Genomic DNA, 15,441 nt, shown 5'->3' on the forward strand with positions numbered 1-15,441 from the left:
TTCGCACGGGATACGGAAGAGCTTCTCTTCCTTATCCAATGTGCGAATTCCCCTTGTTGCCGTCCGTTTCATCTTCCGTTTTCGATGAGGATGTGCGGCTGCGTCTTAAAGGATGGTCCTCTGTTCCTGGATGTTGCGGTTGAGCGGCTGGAGCGCTGCTTCGGCGGGAACGCTTCCTTGCTTCCTTATTGGAGCCGTTGGAATTGAGCAGATCGCCTGTCCAGCCCTTACGCCTTAGCCACCAGTAAATGCCCAGCGTTATAATGACGGTCAGAAGGCACATCGCTGTGAATCCCCAAGGCTGCTTAGCCCATGGAATAAGCTCGAAATTCATCCCCCACATTGCGCCAATAACGGTTGCTGGTGATAGCAGAACTGTAAATATAGTGAGCGTCTTCATAATATCGTTGCCGCGGAAATTCGAGATGGCGTCATCCATTGTGAGCAGGGTATCAATTTCCATGGCGTATTGATCAAGAAGCGCCTGAATGCGCTGCAGCTTGAATGCCATGCGCTTGAACTCCTCTTGCTCTGTCAGCGGCTCCATGAACGCTTCCTTGGCTGCTCCATGCACCTCATATATGGCAATGAAAAGATGATTCCAATGCAAGAGATCGTATCGTCGTTCGAAAATACGGTTCATCAAGCCTCGGCCATTGCTTAGCCGCATGGTCTGCTCCAGCTCTCCAAGCCGTCTCTCGAATGTATCGAGCCCAGTATGGAAAGTCTCAAGAATCGCGCTGAGAATGACGAAGAACGCTTCCGGCGCCGTCTTGCAGCGATTCAGCTTCTCTTCCCACGGATCGAGCTGCAGCCTGATCGACAGCCGCAGATCGGTATGAATCGTAAATAATGTGTCGGTGGTCATCCAGAAGTGGAGCGGGACTACATCCTGCTGCTCCTCTGAGGCTTGATACAGCAGTGTCCCATGAAGAACGGGCTCGCCGCCCGGCAGCTCGGATACGACGATATGATTATGCTCGCAATTCTCCGATTCATCGAGCCAGCCTGCAAGCTCAGGGTGGGCTCCTTTAATCGCGCGGATGGACGCCAAGCGATCTCCCTGTGCATCGAAATGGACGGCAGCAGCGCTGGCATCCATCTCGCTTGTTCTATGGCGGCGGCTTAATCCGGTCGTCGCCGGACGCTGCTCAAGCAGTACATGCCACTCCCAATTGGATGGAAATCGCAGCATTCGATGCATCATAATTTGAGATCCTCCTGCTAAACCGATCCTGCTATCGTTTATTGCTACCATCATATCGCGAACGGGGCAGTTGCACAACTGCTCCATTGGAGAATACCTGCCAGCGGACTATCAAAAAAGCATGCCGCTTCCCGGATTAGGGGTCCGGTAGGGCATGCCTGCGCTGTTTTTCAAATGCGTACGTCTGTACCTTATACGCTGCTGTCGAAATCTGACCGTTCATCCGCATTGCCGCTGAGCAGATGCTTCAGCTTGTCAATGGCGCGACGTTGAATTCGGGAAATGCTCATCTGCGAGACACCCAGCTGCTCGGCAATCGTGCGTTGAGGCAGCCCCTCTTCATAAACGAGCAGAAGCACCTGCTGCTCCTGAGGCTTCAGCTGCGAGATAGCTGCTTGCAGATCGAGCTTCTTGTCGAGCGTGTCAAAGTCGTCGGCTGGAGATCCGATCAGATCGCCAAGCGTTGTCGTATTCTCTTCCTCCGAGATTGGCGTATCAAGCGAGACATAGTGATACAGCTCTCGGCCGCCAAGAATCTCAGTCGTTTCCTCCACGGACAGCTCCATATATTCCGCAATTTCCTCAACGCGGGGGGATCGCTCCAGCCTGACGGTGAGCTCGTCTACCGCTTGCTGGACGGCGATTCCCTTTTCCTTGATGCGGCGAGGGACTTGGACATACCATGATTTGTCTCTTAGGTAGTTCTTCATATGACCGATTATGCTTTTCATTGCATAGGGTTCGAATTGGACGCCGAGTGTTACATCGAATTGACGGAACAGGCGAAGTAACGCAATCTGTCCCACCTGCATGAGATCTTCGTATAAATCAGGACGATTGCGAGAAATTTTTCCGGCCGCCATTCGAACCATCGGCTCATAATGCTCAATAAGCAAAGTGGCCGTATCATTGTTCGGGTTATTCTGATAGGACAGAATGAGCTCCGTACTGGATATCGGCTGCTGCTTGGCCGGGTGCAGACTCATGCCAGCTCACCACTCTTGAGCAGTCGTTTGGTCAGGACAACCTCTGTGCCTGCATCGCTGTTAACCTGCACCTGATCCATCAACGCTTGCATGAGATAGAGTCCAAGGCCTCCAGCTTGCAGTTCATCAACTGTCTTGCCGTGCAGCGATTCTGCTCGCTGTGCAGCAGCGGCTGCATCGAAGCTGCGGCCGTCATCCTTCACAACGATGGACAGCGCGTCTGTCTGCTTAATAAAGCGAACCTCAATATGAGGCGCAACATCCGGGGCGGATACTGTAGAGCCTGATGGCAGGTCTCCATAGGCATAGAGTACAGCGTTATTGCAGGCCTCCGATACGGCGACCTTCATATCTTCGATCTCCTCGTAGGAGAATCCGATTTTTACAGCGAGTCCGTACAGCGTTAATCTGACCAGATCAATGTATTCTGCGGCTGCTGGTACTTTAAGGGTTACGATTTCTTCGTTCGCTTTCATGGCGTTTTCGTTCCTTTCTTCGTGACGATCATGCTTGCCCGGCTTGCTTGAGCAGAAATGGGGTAATGCCCGTCATGTCGAATAGTTTGCGAATATTCGGAGGCACGGCTTCTACAACGAATGGCGCGTTCTTGGCATGTCGAGCCTTTAATACAGAGACGAGGATGCCGATTCCAGTGCTGTCCACATAACGGAGCTCCCGCAGATTGAGAGTAAGCTCGCGATCGGAAAGCTCAATGAGCGGAGACATGACGGCCCGCATTTGCGCTGCCGATTCCAAATCCAGCTCTCCTCCGACAAAAACAGTGCATTTGCCTTCTTTATTCTCGGTTCGCAGAAATAGTTTATCGGATTGATTCATAAAGTCCTCTCCTGTTACCAAAGTTAAGATGTCATTGCTTGAACTACTTATGTAAGCAGGTCGCTAATAATATTGTATACCCGTGCCGCCACGGCTTGAAACAGATTATTTATTGTCGATTGAATTTTACAGATTGAAATTTACAGATTGAATGCTACAGATTGAATGCTACAGATTGAATGCTACAGATTGAATGCTACAGATTGAATGCTACAGATTGAATGCTGCAGAAATAGGGTATAACAAGCTTAAAGAAAAATTCGACACTAGGAGGCTATTACTATGGCGATCAAGCTTGGTGTTTTCGAGACGGAGCAGCAGGTCATTCATGCCATTGACACATTGGAGCAGGAAGGCTTCACACGGAATGAGCTTAAAGTGCTGGTCAAGGATGGCGAGCATTCGCGGCGGATCGAAGCAGAGACGGATGTTCATGCGGATGAGCTGCGAGAATTGGTGGAGACGAGAGAGGGAGTAGCCGTCAACGATGCGGCGGCCGATGGATTACTCCTTGCCGGCTCCATGACACAATCGCCCGGCGGATTATATGCAGCAGGCGCTGCTGGCATGATGGGCAGCGGCGCTCCTTACGGAGGTATGAACCTGCTCGCTGGAAGAGTCGGGATCAATGAAAACAGCAATATGGAGGAAGCGCTCATTGCTTTAGGGCTGAAGGGCAATCAAGCGAGCCAGTGCAAGGACGCCATTGCCGGCGGGGACTATGTAGTTGGGGTCGATATGGGTGACAGCACAGGGATCGGCAACGGAGGTCCGGATTTAACGAGGAACGGAATTGTTGAAGCGGTGTATCGACACTGCGGCGCAGTACGCATTCTATAGGTAAGCTATAGGTAAGCAATTGGCTGATGCCGTCAGAACCATGCGCAAAGTGGGACTGACGGCTTTTGTGTGCTTTTTTATAGGCGCAAAAGCAAAATAAACGGTTGCCGTATTGAGGCGCTACGGGTTCGGAGGGTTCTTCCGATCGCTGTTAAAGCCCGATTTCTTAATTGTAAGTTGATTATAGGTTGAAATCAGGCTTTAAAGGCGAACTCTATCGTTTCTTCAGAATCCCTCCGACCCTCCGCTATGTTCGCAAGTAATGTCAACTGCCGATTTTGAAATTGTACCTTTTTCAAAAGCCTTTAACAAATTTGAATGAATTAATGCCGACTCACAAGCCCTCTCTCAACAATCCCCACCCATCCATAGAACCAATCAAAACCAATCAAAACCAATTTAGAAGAAATTAGAAGCAATTACCTTTTGAGACTGAAAGCGTGAAAAACACGCTTATAGCACGCTGAAAAAGCATGATCAGCCGCGAAAGCGTGGAAAATCTTCTTACAGGCATGCGAGCGGATGGAAGGTGCCGCGTTGCATGATTACGGCCGACCACTAGCAGCCGCTTGTAGGCTCTCACGTCTACATGCCGGCTCTCGCGGCCTCTTCATCTATACCTGCGGCAGCGATTAGCGCTTGCTGGATTGAATAAAGGCCAGAATCGCACGAAGTGATTGGGGCTCTGCCAGTTGCAGCAGATCACCTTCCTTCTGCAAGCGGGTTTCGATGTTAAGCAGATGAAAATCTGTAATCGCGGCATTCGCCCGCACCTCGCTCCAATGAAGCGGGGTGGAGACGGTGGCGCCTCTGCGGGCTCTTGGCGAGTAGGGAGCGATGATCGTTTTACCCTGATAATGCTGCAAATAATCGACATAGATTCGATCCCCGCGATGCTTGGTCAGACGTTCGATAGTAAACTGTGACGGAAATTTATCAGCCATGTAGGAGCCGACGAATTCACCGATTTGACGAAGCTCATCGAATGTAAGCTCAGGAAGCAGCGGGACGATAATCTGTACTCCGGTTGCTCCAGATGTCTTGGGAATGCTTGCAATGCCGAGTGATTGGAGCAGGTCGCCTACCATTGCCGCCGCTTCCATTATGCGAGGCTCCTCCGGTAGGGTGGGATCCAGATCGATCACCCATTCTGTCGGATAGGCCGGATTGCTGATGCGGTCGAACGAAGCATGAAACTCCAGACACGCCAAATTCCCGAGCCAGAGCAGGACAGGGAGAGAGTCAGGCTCCACATAAGAAATGCCGTCATGATCCGAAGTGTGGACGAAGGCGGGAGCCGGCAAAGGACAGTTTTTCTGATAAAATGACTTGCCTTCCACGCCGTCGGGATAGCGAATTGTGGTCAAATATCGATCATTGCAATACTTCAGCAGCAAGGGGGCGAGAGCGGCAAGACGCTGTAAATAGTCCGCCTTCGTTATGCCCATCTGGGGCCATAACAGCTTGTTCGGATTGCTGATTGTCAGCTCTTGGCCCTCCACAACGATAGTGCCTTTCACGCTTCGGCTCATGAAGGCGACTCCTTGGGCAGGAATGTAACTAGCTTGGGGTGGCGCAGCTGGCCTGCGGCTGTAATCTCTAAACCGGTTACGCGGCATTTGAAGGACATAGGCAGCCATTGTATGGTCTCGCGCTTGAGATCGTCTGGAATAGCAGGAAAGGGACAGCGGCCCCCAACCGACTCCGGCTGCAAGCTGCGAAAGGCGGCGGCTATCGTCCGGCGCAGCTCTTCGTTCAATCCCAACGAAACGCTTCCGAAATATTGGCCGTTATAGGCCATTATAAGACTGGCTATTCCACCGTTGCGCAATTTGAGTCCAACGATGTCGACATCGATGGCAAGAGCGGTTTTCTTCTTGAACCAGTCGCGGTGCTTTTTTCCCTCGCGGTACGGACTAGACAGCCGCTTGCTGACGACACCCTCCCATCCGTTGCTCTCCACCCATTTCCATAATGCCTCTCCATCCAGGAACAGATCTGTAATGATAAGTCTTGGATCATTATTGCTGTATCGCTGCTTTAAGCGTTGATAACGCTCCCAATAAGGCAGATGTCTAAGATCGCCCGCCTCATCGGCCAAGAGGTCGAACAGCACGTAGACAATTCCGCCTGCTCCTGCGGATGTGGAAGAGAGGGACTGCGGTTCTGATTGGGAGCTATCTACGGATGCCGAACCGCGCGCAGCTTCCAGTGCGCGGTTCGACGCTGTATGATGGCTGTCAGCCACATCAGGCCGCAGTTGAGGGGAGGACGTATTATGCCCGCCTCTGGAACGCTCGCGCTTCAGCACCTGTTGAAATTTAGGACGCTCACCGTCCCACCATACGACCTCTCCGTCGAGAAGACAGCTGTCATGATCACTGGATAGGGATGACAGAAGGCTGACTACCTCCGGATAGATGGCGTTCTTCACCAGCATATTGCGTGAATAAAGCTGTATATCGGCGCTGCTCCCGGCGCGCGGCACGGTGCTGCATGACGACGGTCGACCAGATGCACTGCCCTCTATTCGAGCAAGTATTCGCACGCCGTCCCATTTGAGCTGATAGCCCCAGTCGTCACCTCTAGGCAGCTCGTTAATTGTGATGGGAGCCATAGGATGCTCGGGCAGCTGAATAGTTAAAGCGGAGAGGGCGAGGCTGTTGTCAGCCTCACCCTCTCTGCTAGACAAGTTATTCGGGGAGACATGGGGGTTCTTCTGCTGCTGGCTCATGCTAGGATACTGTCTCCTGCGAGGAGCTGCCCTTCGCCTTGCGCGGTCGCGGAACTCTAGCTTTAGGTTCCTGAGTCTTTCCATCGGCTGATGCGGCGGCGCTGCCGACACTGCCGACACTACCTGTGCTGCCAGCTGCGCCGCCAGCCGTGCCACCAGCTGTGCTGCCAGCCGCGCCGCCACCGGTCGCGCTTCCAGCCGTGCCGCGAGCCACGTCACCAGCCGTGCCGCGAGCCACGCCACCGGCCGCGCTTCCAGCCGCGCCGTCAGCAATGCTGCCAGCTGCTTCGGCCCCTGCTGCTGGATTGTTTGCGGTGCTGCTTCCCCCGCCGGTATCGAAGCTGCCTGGTGTGCCTGGGGGCAACCGGACGGCTTCGAGACTGGCTTGCAGGGCTGCCATCAAGTCCAGCACATTCGTGCGCTGCTGCTCTGGCGCGACCCGCACTTCTTCTCCAGCGATTTTATGCTGAATGAGGTCCATTAACCGCACGCGGTAGTCGTCTGTATATTTGGCTGGCTCGAACGGCGTGGAGAGCTGTTCGATCAGCATGCGGGCCATCGTGAGCTCCTTCTCATTGACAATATGTCCCTCCGGCAAGCCGGGAACCTGTCCGACGGACCGGATTTCATCGGGATAGAAGATCGTCTCCATAGCGATGCAATCCCCGATAACACGAATGGCTGCAAGCGAGCTTTTGGAGCGGATGGACACCTTCGCTATACCGATGCGCCCCGACTGGCGCATAGCTTCCAGTAGCAGATTATAGGCGTTCCCGCCCGCTTGGTCTGGGGAGAGGTAGTAGGTTTTCTGAAAATAGATAGGATCAATTTCCTCCAGATCGACAAAATCGAGTATGGTAATGGTTTTGGTTGCGTCATCGCTCAACTGCTCCAGCTCTTCTTTCTCGAAGAGGACGAAATGGCCCTTCTCATATTCGTAGCCCTTTATAATGTCATCCCATCCGATATCGGTCTCACAGGTCTGGCATTTGCGGACATAAGCAACAGGACTTCCGCATTCGCGATGGATGAGGCGCATCGATATGTCTTTATCCTCCGTAGCGGAAAACATTTTAACAGGCACATGAACCAGTCCAAAGCTAATTGCGCCTTTCCAAACTGTATGCATGTTGTTAACCTCCTTCAAAACGTTCTATGTATCAGGCTATGATGCCAGTATTCCCTGAATGCATGAAAGACAATCGAATCGGGCATATTTTTGGGTGAACACGATACCATCTGAGCAATAGAGGGGAGGATAGACCATGAGTGGAGTCAGCAGTACGCCGACTGGAAGCAATAACGATGATAGGCGGCATGAAGGCCGTGATGATTATTTTATGGACATTGACCGTATGGTTAATGAAGGCTTGGGCGGAGGGCAGGTTACGCTGCATAACGGAATGATCGAAGCGACGACGACCGAGACGATGATCCCTGAGACAGGTGCGATACAGACGGAGACAGAAGCGCAAGAGACGTAAAGGAGCTGCAGCCCGCCATGAAAACCGAACGAGCCCAACAAATTTATGAATCGAAGGATACGATTGCGGTTCATCTCGAAGGCAAGCCGGTATGGATCGAGAATGTGGATGAAGGCAATGGGATGGCTACGGTACAGGTCGAATCCAATCCGCTGAATACGATGACCGTATCCATCGACCGTCTTCAAGAGGGCAAAGGCTATGATGCCTGAATAAGCCGGTCAGTAACCCCGCTGTGAGCGCAGAGCTCGGCGGGGTTATTGCTGTTAGCCGGCGTGTATTTGTTTGAGCCAAGAGGCTGGGGGGTAAAAAAGAGCATGATGATCTATATAAGTTGAATGATTGAAAGGGACAAAGGGTCGCTGCGCCGGGGAATGTTCTTACGAGCGCTGACGCTTCTCCAGAAACATTCCCTGCTCCGCTCTGTTGTTCTTTCTTTCGATCTACTTATTATAGTGAAAACGAATATTGTAGAGGAGAGGATTATTATGGTTCAACGCAATGTCGATATCGAAGAACGCCATGTGGAGAAAAAGTCCGATCCCAGCCATGTAGCGGCTACTTTTATTAAATATGCGGCCTATATCATTATCTTTTTCGGAGCGCTGTATTTCCTCGTTGAATATGTGCTGCCTAAGATTTAATAAACCGCCGAAGGCCGCGAGTATTGTCATGATGTTCGGCTGCTGCTGACTGCATATAGGAATGTCCACTCGGGGGAAATCGGGTGGGCATTTTTTTGGAATTTAAAGTAATATTTATAGAGTAGGTTCAGTTGCGATGGGGGAATGATGATGAGCGAGAATTGGGAGCATGCCGGGGAAGCGTTGAGTTGTATTGAGGTGAAAGGGAATGCTAACAACGATCCTGTTGCCATCAAAGGTCTGACAGAGGGCCTTCATTGTATTGGAATCGGTACAGATGCTGCGGTGTTTTCCTACGAACCTGTGCCTAAGTATGCGTTCAAGGTCTATTCGCCTCATGCGATAGAGAAGCTGGAAGCGGAGAAAAGCGTCTATGAAAGGCTGGTTGGTTCGCCTTATCATCCGCAATATTTTGGACATGGAGCTAATTTTATCGTTATCAGCTTCGAGGGCGGGATCACGCTGCATGATTGTCTTGTACATGGTGTATCTGTTCCCAGGCAGGTCATTGCTGACGTCGAGGAAGCGAAGAAGCTTGTCGTGGAGCGGGGCCTGAACCCAAGGGACATCCATCTGAAAAATGTGCTGCTGCAGGATGGCAGGGCCAAAGTGATCGACGTATCTGAATACATAAAGGAAGGCAATGATCATCGGTGGGATCATCTGGTATGGGCCTACAACAATTTTTACAGTCATCTGGAAGGGGTCAAAATCCCGTCATGGGCGCTTGGGACGATCCGCAAATGGTACAATCGCGCCGATCAGGCCAACTTTAGTCTGGAGGAGTTCTCGCAGCGGGTTAGCCAGTTGTTCAAATGGACAGGGAAATAATAGAGCAGCTCTTTAACGTACTGCTATGGTGAAATATTTTGATGATAATGGATGGAAAACAAACATAGAGGGTAGATAAATTGCGATAATATCGTTTTTAATTTGGAATTTGCTTAGAATACATTTATAATGGAAGTATATGATGGAATTTGAACGGGTGGAGGGGAAGAATGGCTAAACAACATTATAAACTATCCAAGCTTGAAATCATTAAACGTATTATCTTCTTAACGCTCGGGGCATCACTTGTAGCTGTTGCGTTGGAAATTTTCCTCGTGCCTAACGATATTATTGACGGCGGTATCGTCGGTGTATCCATTATTGTCTCCAAGCTTACAGGTTTGCCTCTCGGTATGTTCCTGTTCCTGCTGAACCTGCCCTTTCTGGTGCTGGGCTACAAGCAGATCGGCAAGACGTTCGCGTTATCGACGCTGTACGGCGTAACGGTGATGTCAATCGGAACGCAGCTGCTGCATTCTGTTGATCCGCTTACGTACAGTATTTTTCTGGCTCCGGTCATCGGGGGCGTACTGCTGGGGATAGGCGTCGGCCTTGTGATTCGCTTCGGCGGCTCGCTTGACGGAACTGAGATTGTGGCCATCCTGTTCACGAAGAAGCTTCCTTTCTCCGTAGGCGAGATTGTCATGTTCATCAATCTCTTCATTCTGGGAAGCGCAGGCTTTGTCTTCTCCTGGGATAGCGCGATGTATTCGCTTATTGCCTACTACATTGCATTCAAGATGATCGATATCACCATTGAAGGCTTCGACGAGTCGAAATCGGTCTGGATTATTAGCGATGACGCGAAGGAAGTCGGAGATGCCATTATGAGCCGGCTTGGTCGCGGCGTTACTTATTTGCATGGCGAAGGCGGCTTTACTGGCGGAACGAAGCGGGTGATCTTCTGCGTCATAACCCGTCTGGAGGAAGCGAAGCTCAAGTCGATTGTGCACGAGCTTGATCCCTCAGCATTCCTGGCGGTCGGCAACATACACGATGTGAAGGGCGGACGCTTCAAGAAGCGGGATATTCATTAGCTGATTGATCACCGCTGCAGCGACAAGGCTTTCCGTTGGATAGACATGAACAAGCGGGTAGGATTGCTCTTTCGGAGCGGTCTTGCCCGCTTTTGTTGCGAGTGCGGATACTGACCGATATAATAAGGTCATTCATATTTAACGATAATCGTTGCATAATTGGCGGAGCTGAGGCCGGTTCAGGGCTGCGTTAATGACGATATAGCGAAAAAGAAGCAGTGAAGCGCTGCGTTAATGATGATATAGCGAAAAGAGCAGTGAAGTGGTGCGTGTGGTAACTCCCGCACCGCCCCACCGCGCGCTTGGAGATGCGCGCTGCGCGGTGGGGAAAGACAGCTGCCGCGCCGGGAGCTGTGCGGTGCAGAATGGATGGATGACCGCTCAATCGGGCGCTGCAAGCTGGATGTGAGCTTGGCGGCGGAATGGTACGCTGTCAAATTGTGATGGGAGGCGGTAGAGCTGGACGAGTTCGCGAGCATACGCCATTGGACGGATAGCCGCCAGAGCGGGCAGTGGCTTAAGGAGCAGGGGGTTGTGCTCGGCATCGGTGATGATGCCGCCGTGGTGGAGGCGCCGCGAGGTGAGAGCGGCGCCCTGCAGTGGGTGCTGGCAGTCGACACGATGGTGGAGACTGTCCACTTCAATGCAGCGACGATGGCGGAGGCCGATGTCGGCTGGAAGGCGCTGGCCGCGAACGTGAGCGATATCGCGGCGATGGGCGGTGTGCCCCGGCACGCGCTCGTGTCTGTGAGCGTGCCGCGGGCTTGGGAGCCGGCGCGTATTCGCCGGCTCTATGACGGGCTGTACGCGTGCGCCGAGCGCTACGGCGTCGCGGTTGTTGGCGGCGACACGACTTCGTCGCCCGCGCAGCTTGTTGTGGCCGTGACGGTGGTTGGCACCGTCACGGCGGGCAAGGCGGTTCGCCGGTCGGGCGCAATGCCCGGCGACGCCGTGTTTGTGACCGGGCCGATCGGCATGGCCGCGGCCGGTCTGCATTTTTTGCTCGCCGCAGCGGGCGGCGGCGAGCAGTGCGTGCCGCTGGCCGCGGCGGAGGCCGCCGGCACGGCGGCGCTGGTGCAGGCGCACCGCCGCCCGGCGCCGTCCGTGCGCGCCGCGCGCATGCTTGCCGCGCGCGGCACGGTCACGTCGCTGAATGACGTCAGCGACGGCCTTGCAAGCGAAGCTTGGGAAATCGCCGAGAGCTCCGGCGTCAAGCTCGCGCTGCGCGAATCACAGCTTCCGCTGAGCGGCAGTATGGCTGCTTACGCGCGCCGGAGCGGCATTGCGCCGCTGGAGTGGATGCTCTATGGCGGCGAAGACTACGTGCTGCTCGGCACAATTGCAGCCAAGGATGCAGCTGAGGCCAAGGCAGCGCTTGCTGCTGAAGGACTGCCGATGTATATGATCGGCACGGTCGAGGAAGGCAACGCCGGCGTCGAATTGATACAAGAAGGGCCGCATAGCGGATGGTCGCAAGCGGCGGCTAAGGAACGCCGAGTCTCCCTCGCGAAGCGGGGCTACAACCATTTTGAATGAAAATGGCGGGTCTTTCGGGCTCAAGCGAGTCGTCTCGTGCTCAAAGCGGGTCTCTCGGGCTCTTATAACAATATAGGTGGAATGGAAATGATACAAACAGAACATGCTGTCTGGATGGCGTCAAGCGAGCAGGATACGATTGAACTGGCGGAGCTGCTTGCCTCATGGGCAATGCCGGGAGCCGTCCTTGCGCTTGATGGCGATCTTGGCGCAGGCAAGACGAGGTTTTCGCAAGCTTTTGCCGCTGCGATCGGTGTGCAGGGGATTGTGAATAGTCCAACATTTACGATTATAAAAGAATATGAGGGTACGGAGCTGCCGCTCTATCATATGGATGTCTATCGGCTGTCGCTGATGGAAGCGGACGAGCTGGGATTAGACGATTATTTCTACGAGTCGGGTGTGTCGATTGTAGAATGGGCCAGCCTTATTGAGGTGCTGCTTCCGCCGGAACGGCTGCAACTATATATCGAGAATCAGGGCGAGGAAGCCCGCCGCATCGTCATTACCGGAATCGGTGCTCCTTACGTGCAGTGGTGTCAGCAGCTTCAGTTGCGTGCGAAGGGAGTGGAGCGCGAATGATGGAAGCCAAGGTAGAAACCGATCAGAAGAGCGGTCCGCTAGTGCTGGCCTTGGATACATCAACAGCTGCGCTTGCGGCTGCGCTCGTGCGGGATGGCGTGACGCTTGGCGCCATTCAGTCGCTTGCCGAACGCAATCATTCCGTATTGACCGTCGCGCAGCTGAAGACGCTCATGCTGGAATGCGGAGTTGCATCGGATGAGCTGGATGGCATAGCAGTAGGGCGTGGTCCCGGCTCTTATACCGGCATGCGGATCGCCGTTACGATTGGCAAAACGCTTGCCTGGATATGGAATAAACCGCTCGTTGGTATTTCCAGCCTTGAGGCGCTGGCTTATGGCGCATGTCAGGCGAGCAAGCAAGAAGCCGCATTGCAGCCTTCCACCGGCGGAACCGACTGGTTCGTTCCGATCATGGATGCGCGGCGTGGACAGGTCTATACGTCTGCATTCCGCTGCAGTGAGGATGGAGAGTGGAGCCGGCTGTCTGTGGACGGTATCCGTCTGATGCGGGAATGGGTGGATCAGCTAGCTGAGCTGAGCGCTTCCTCGGGTGACGGGGAAGGGGAAGGGGATGGGGATGCACCTGTCCGTATATGGATCGTAGGCGATTTGTCGCTTCACGAAGCGGAAGGGGAACGGCTGCGTGAGATTTGTGAACGATTAGAGCCCTCATGCGATGTTCGGCTGTATCCGTATGCGTTGGAAGGGGTTTCTCTCGCTGCGCTTGGTTCGATGCGGCTTGCCAATGGAGAACGCGATGATGTGCACGCCTTTGTGCCTAATTACACGCAAGTAACGGAAGCGGAAGCGAAGCTGCTTGCGAAGCAGGCAGGCGAGGTGAACTCATGATAGAGCTGGAAAAGGATCGCCTCGTTTATCGTGCGATGACACTTGTGGATGTGCCTGAAATTTTGGAGATTGAGCAGGAAGCGTTCTCTTGCCCCTGGACGGAGGAGGCATTCCGAAATGAGCTGACCAACAATCATTTTGCCCGTTATATGGTCATCGTCCATGAGGGGCGAATCATTGGTTATGGCGGCATGTGGGTTATTATAGATGAAGCGCATATTACGAACATCGCTATTCGCGGAGACTATCGCGGCCAAGGGATAGGAGAAGCTCTCCTTACCGAGATGCAGAAGCTGGCTATTTACTTCGGGGCAGTACGCATGACTCTGGAGGTGCGAGCGAGCAACGAGGTCGCGAAGGGGCTGTATCGCAAGCTGGGCTTTGAAGAAGCCGGAGTCCGGCCGGGCTATTATTCGGACAATCAGGAGGACGCGCTCATTATGTGGGCGGAGCTATCCATACCTGAGGCGGGGAGCAGCAATGACGACGAGGAATGAATTGATTTTAGCCATTGAGACGAGCTGTGATGAGACATCTGTCTCCATTGTACGAGGCGGCCGTGAAATTCTGACGAACCTCATCGCCAGTCAGATTGAGACACATGTACAGTTCGGAGGCGTTGTGCCGGAGATTGCCTCGCGCAAGCATGTTGAGAGCATTACTATCCTCATAGAGCAGGCGATCGTCGAGGCTGGCGTATCGCTTGGCGATCTGTCGGCGATTGCCGTTACACAAGGGCCGGGTCTGGTGGGGGCGCTGCTGGTCGGTGTCGTAGCAGCCAAAAGCCTGGCAATGGCGCTTGATCTGCCGCTTATCGCCACGCATCATATCGCCGGTCACATCTATGCGAACCAATTGGTTCACGAGATTAAATATCCCAGCGTAGCATTGGTTGTCTCCGGCGGGCATACAGAGCTTGTCGCTCTGGAAAGCGAGGGCAGCTTCCGCATTATCGGATGCACGCGCGACGATGCGGTGGGGGAAGCCTATGACAAAGTTGCACGGGCGCTTCACCTTCCATATCCCGGCGGGCCGCATATCGACCGACTGGCAGTTGAAGCGGAGGAAGAGATTATGCTGCCGCGTGCATGGCTGGAGCCGGATTCCTATGATTTCAGCTTTAGCGGATTAAAATCTGCTGTGCTGTCTGTCATTAATCAAGCGAATATGCGCGGTCAGCAGCTTGATGAATCGGCGCTCGCCAGAGGGTTCCAAGCATCGGTCATCGATGTGCTCGTGACCAAGGCGCTTCGTGCCGTACACGCTGAGGGAGCGCAGCAATTGCTGCTGTGCGGCGGTGTTGCCGCCAACCGAGGACTTCGCGCTGCGCTCGCTGCCCGCTGCGAAGCAGAAGGTATTCCGCTTCTCGTGCCGCCGCTGTCTCTCTGTACAGACAATGCGGCGATGATTGGCGCTGCCGCCCATCTGAAGTTCAAGCACGGCGAGTTTAGCACGTTGAATATGAAAGCGGAGCCTGTGCTGTCGTTAGAGGAATGGTCGGTTGCACGCTAAGCCGTCGAAAAGGTTAAGCTCAGGCTGATGAGAAAGTTAGAGGGATATTCTCCCGCTGTAAGCTGCTTCAACCGTTGCTTGCACCTTTCGCTATTGCAAAAATACAGTAAAAGTGGCCAGAGGGAGCCATTTTACAGATGACAAGGCATCGCAGAATGCTCTTCGGCCATCTCCATAAGGCGGAAAAACCGCGTTACAGCGCGGAAAAGCGGAGCAAGGTGTGCTGTAACGCTGAAAAAGAGACTGTCGATTAATTCGTTTACAAACCCCATGTTATCTAATGTGGGGTTTCTTTATATTCATTCAAAATGGTTTGTTTTTTGAATAAAACATCATGTTTCCTCGAAAATGCTTCTGTTT

The 15,441-nt window shown here is 53.3% G+C and carries 17 protein-coding genes and 1 pseudogene; 11 read left to right on the forward strand and 7 right to left on the reverse strand.

The window, feature by feature from the left end; all coding sequences use genetic code 11:
* Window positions 1–31: 31 nt before the first annotated feature.
* From L6H65_RS24900 to L6H65_RS24915, 4 genes are all read right to left on the reverse strand, one after another.
* Window positions 32–1,207 carry a magnesium transporter CorA family protein gene (locus L6H65_RS24900; protein ID WP_236346919.1) on the reverse strand — a complete coding sequence of 392 codons (1,176 nt, stop codon included), beginning with the start codon at window positions 1,205–1,207 and terminating at the stop codon, window positions 32–34.
* 191 nt (window positions 1,208–1,398) lie between these two features.
* Entirely contained in the window at window positions 1,399–2,193 is a 795-nt protein-coding gene (locus L6H65_RS24905; RefSeq protein ID WP_236346922.1) for a sigma-70 family RNA polymerase sigma factor, read from the reverse strand.
* Window positions 2,190–2,669 carry an anti-sigma B factor RsbW gene (gene rsbW, locus L6H65_RS24910; protein WP_236346925.1) on the reverse strand — a complete coding sequence of 160 codons (480 nt, stop codon included), beginning with the start codon at window positions 2,667–2,669 and terminating at the stop codon, window positions 2,190–2,192. The genes L6H65_RS24905 and rsbW overlap by 4 nt, the downstream gene beginning before the upstream one ends.
* 28 nt (window positions 2,670–2,697) lie before the next feature.
* Window positions 2,698–3,030, reverse strand: a complete 333-nt coding sequence (locus L6H65_RS24915; protein ID WP_236346928.1) for an STAS domain-containing protein — start codon at window positions 3,028–3,030, stop codon at window positions 2,698–2,700.
* Between the two features lie 282 nt (window positions 3,031–3,312).
* Here L6H65_RS24915 and L6H65_RS24920 point away from each other — a divergent pair, with 282 nt between their 5' ends.
* On the forward strand, window positions 3,313–3,870 hold the full coding sequence (locus L6H65_RS24920; protein ID WP_236346931.1) for a general stress protein: 558 nt from the start codon (window positions 3,313–3,315) through the stop codon (window positions 3,868–3,870).
* Between the two features lie 632 nt (window positions 3,871–4,502).
* Here L6H65_RS24920 and ligD read toward each other — a convergent pair.
* The 3 genes and pseudogenes from ligD to ku form a co-directional block, all read right to left on the reverse strand.
* A complete protein-coding gene (gene ligD / locus L6H65_RS24925) occupies window positions 4,503–5,402 on the reverse strand; it encodes a non-homologous end-joining DNA ligase (RefSeq protein ID WP_236346934.1) in 900 nt (299 codons plus the stop codon).
* Window positions 5,399–6,604 carry an ATP-dependent DNA ligase gene (locus tag L6H65_RS24930; protein ID WP_236346936.1) on the reverse strand — a complete coding sequence of 402 codons (1,206 nt, stop codon included), beginning with the start codon at window positions 6,602–6,604 and terminating at the stop codon, window positions 5,399–5,401. The genes ligD and L6H65_RS24930 overlap by 4 nt, the downstream gene beginning before the upstream one ends.
* Window positions 6,605–6,947: 343 nt before the next feature.
* Window positions 6,948–7,733: pseudogene (ku, locus tag L6H65_RS24935) on the reverse strand (non-homologous end joining protein Ku); the annotation flags it as partial.
* Between the two features lie 136 nt (window positions 7,734–7,869).
* On the opposite strand from ku, the gene L6H65_RS24940 reads away from it, so the two are divergent.
* From L6H65_RS24940 to tsaD, 10 genes are all read left to right on the forward strand, one after another.
* Entirely contained in the window at window positions 7,870–8,088 is a 219-nt protein-coding gene (locus tag L6H65_RS24940) for a hypothetical protein (protein ID WP_236346942.1), read from the forward strand.
* 17 nt (window positions 8,089–8,105) lie between these two features.
* Window positions 8,106–8,300, forward strand: coding sequence for an H-type small acid-soluble spore protein (locus L6H65_RS24945; RefSeq protein WP_236346945.1), 195 nt, complete (start codon window positions 8,106–8,108; stop codon window positions 8,298–8,300).
* Window positions 8,301–8,576: 276 nt separating this feature from the next.
* On the forward strand, window positions 8,577–8,732 hold the full coding sequence (locus L6H65_RS24950; protein WP_236346976.1) for a hypothetical protein: 156 nt from the start codon (window positions 8,577–8,579) through the stop codon (window positions 8,730–8,732).
* 150 nt (window positions 8,733–8,882) lie between these two features.
* Window positions 8,883–9,563, forward strand: a complete 681-nt coding sequence (locus L6H65_RS24955; protein WP_236346948.1) for a serine/threonine protein kinase — start codon at window positions 8,883–8,885, stop codon at window positions 9,561–9,563.
* A 170-nt stretch (window positions 9,564–9,733) separates the two neighbouring features.
* Window positions 9,734–10,600 (forward strand): YitT family protein, encoded by an 867-nt coding sequence (locus L6H65_RS24960; RefSeq protein ID WP_236346950.1) that lies wholly within the window; start codon window positions 9,734–9,736, stop codon window positions 10,598–10,600.
* A gap of 477 nt (window positions 10,601–11,077) precedes the next feature.
* The gene (thiL, locus tag L6H65_RS24965) at window positions 11,078–12,136 is read left to right on the forward strand and encodes a thiamine-phosphate kinase (RefSeq protein WP_236346973.1); all 1,059 of its coding nucleotides are present in this window, start codon (window positions 11,078–11,080) and stop codon (window positions 12,134–12,136) included.
* A gap of 87 nt (window positions 12,137–12,223) precedes the next feature.
* Window positions 12,224–12,718, forward strand: coding sequence for a tRNA (adenosine(37)-N6)-threonylcarbamoyltransferase complex ATPase subunit type 1 TsaE (tsaE, locus tag L6H65_RS24970; protein ID WP_236346953.1), 495 nt, complete (start codon window positions 12,224–12,226; stop codon window positions 12,716–12,718).
* A complete protein-coding gene (gene tsaB / locus L6H65_RS24975; protein ID WP_236346957.1) occupies window positions 12,715–13,569 on the forward strand; it encodes a tRNA (adenosine(37)-N6)-threonylcarbamoyltransferase complex dimerization subunit type 1 TsaB in 855 nt (284 codons plus the stop codon). The genes tsaE and tsaB overlap by 4 nt, the downstream gene beginning before the upstream one ends.
* Window positions 13,566–14,066 carry a ribosomal protein S18-alanine N-acetyltransferase gene (gene rimI / locus L6H65_RS24980; RefSeq protein WP_236346960.1) on the forward strand — a complete coding sequence of 167 codons (501 nt, stop codon included), beginning with the start codon at window positions 13,566–13,568 and terminating at the stop codon, window positions 14,064–14,066. Before tsaB ends, rimI begins: the two co-directional genes overlap by 4 nt.
* On the forward strand, window positions 14,050–15,081 hold the full coding sequence (tsaD, locus tag L6H65_RS24985; protein WP_236346963.1) for a tRNA (adenosine(37)-N6)-threonylcarbamoyltransferase complex transferase subunit TsaD: 1,032 nt from the start codon (window positions 14,050–14,052) through the stop codon (window positions 15,079–15,081). The genes rimI and tsaD overlap by 17 nt, the downstream gene beginning before the upstream one ends.
* The last annotated feature ends 360 nt before the right edge of the window (window positions 15,082–15,441 follow it).

It is taken from the genome of Paenibacillus plantiphilus (genome assembly GCF_927798095.1).
Lineage (GTDB): Bacteria > Bacillota > Bacilli > Paenibacillales > Paenibacillaceae > Paenibacillus_Z > Paenibacillus_Z plantiphilus.

Coding starts and splice junctions, on each gene's coding strand:
- L6H65_RS24905 (WP_236346922.1), bottom strand. CDS start 2,193: ATGAGTCTGCACCCGGCCAAGCAGCAGCCGATATCCAGTACGGAGCTC.
- tsaD (WP_236346963.1), top strand. CDS start 14,050: ATGACGACGAGGAATGAATTGATTTTAGCCATTGAGACGAGCTGTGAT.
- L6H65_RS24920 (WP_236346931.1), top strand. CDS start 3,313: ATGGCGATCAAGCTTGGTGTTTTCGAGACGGAGCAGCAGGTCATTCAT.
- L6H65_RS24930 (WP_236346936.1), bottom strand. CDS start 6,604: ATGAGCCAGCAGCAGAAGAACCCCCATGTCTCCCCGAATAACTTGTCT.
- rimI (WP_236346960.1), top strand. CDS start 13,566: ATGATAGAGCTGGAAAAGGATCGCCTCGTTTATCGTGCGATGACACTT.
- tsaE (WP_236346953.1), top strand. CDS start 12,224: ATGATACAAACAGAACATGCTGTCTGGATGGCGTCAAGCGAGCAGGAT.
- L6H65_RS24940 (WP_236346942.1), top strand. CDS start 7,870: ATGAGTGGAGTCAGCAGTACGCCGACTGGAAGCAATAACGATGATAGG.
- L6H65_RS24960 (WP_236346950.1), top strand. CDS start 9,734: ATGGCTAAACAACATTATAAACTATCCAAGCTTGAAATCATTAAACGT.
- rsbW (WP_236346925.1), bottom strand. CDS start 2,669: ATGAAAGCGAACGAAGAAATCGTAACCCTTAAAGTACCAGCAGCCGCA.
- L6H65_RS24900 (WP_236346919.1), bottom strand. CDS start 1,207: ATGATGCATCGAATGCTGCGATTTCCATCCAATTGGGAGTGGCATGTA.
- L6H65_RS24950 (WP_236346976.1), top strand. CDS start 8,577: ATGGTTCAACGCAATGTCGATATCGAAGAACGCCATGTGGAGAAAAAG.
- L6H65_RS24955 (WP_236346948.1), top strand. CDS start 8,883: ATGAGCGAGAATTGGGAGCATGCCGGGGAAGCGTTGAGTTGTATTGAG.
- L6H65_RS24915 (WP_236346928.1), bottom strand. CDS start 3,030: ATGAATCAATCCGATAAACTATTTCTGCGAACCGAGAATAAAGAAGGC.
- tsaB (WP_236346957.1), top strand. CDS start 12,715: ATGATGGAAGCCAAGGTAGAAACCGATCAGAAGAGCGGTCCGCTAGTG.
- L6H65_RS24945 (WP_236346945.1), top strand. CDS start 8,106: ATGAAAACCGAACGAGCCCAACAAATTTATGAATCGAAGGATACGATT.
- ligD (WP_236346934.1), bottom strand. CDS start 5,402: ATGAGCCGAAGCGTGAAAGGCACTATCGTTGTGGAGGGCCAAGAGCTG.